This window comes from Clostridium pacaense (assembly GCF_020709765.2).
GTDB classification, from domain to species: Bacteria; Bacillota; Clostridia; order Lachnospirales; family Lachnospiraceae; genus Enterocloster; species Enterocloster hominis.
The window spans coordinates 1-236 of sequence record NZ_JAJFEB020000218.1; the positions used below are offsets into that span (position 1 = coordinate 1).

Annotated in this window: 1 protein-coding gene; it reads right to left on the minus strand. The window is 55.9% G+C overall.

Going from position 1 to position 236, the window contains the following annotated elements; translation table 11 throughout:
* Positions 1 to 236: hypothetical protein (locus LK536_RS59085; RefSeq protein ID WP_506092371.1), on the minus strand; the 236-nt coding region annotated here is incomplete at both ends.

Genomic DNA, 236 nt, shown 5'->3' on the forward strand with positions numbered 1-236 from the left:
AATCCCCAAGTTATCCTCTCCCAGGCCTTCCAGGAAACTGATGGCCGCCTCTGCCACCGCCGCATTGTTGGCATGGTCGCCGGAACCGTCCGGTATCACCATGCCTCCGTAGATCCCAAACTTCCTTCCCACCTGTTCCATTATGGATATCTGCCTGGTTTCCCGTATCTGCGGGGCCTGGATACGGATGGTCACAATCCCCTTATCCCTGGCCTCCTTTAAAAGCTTGCTGACCA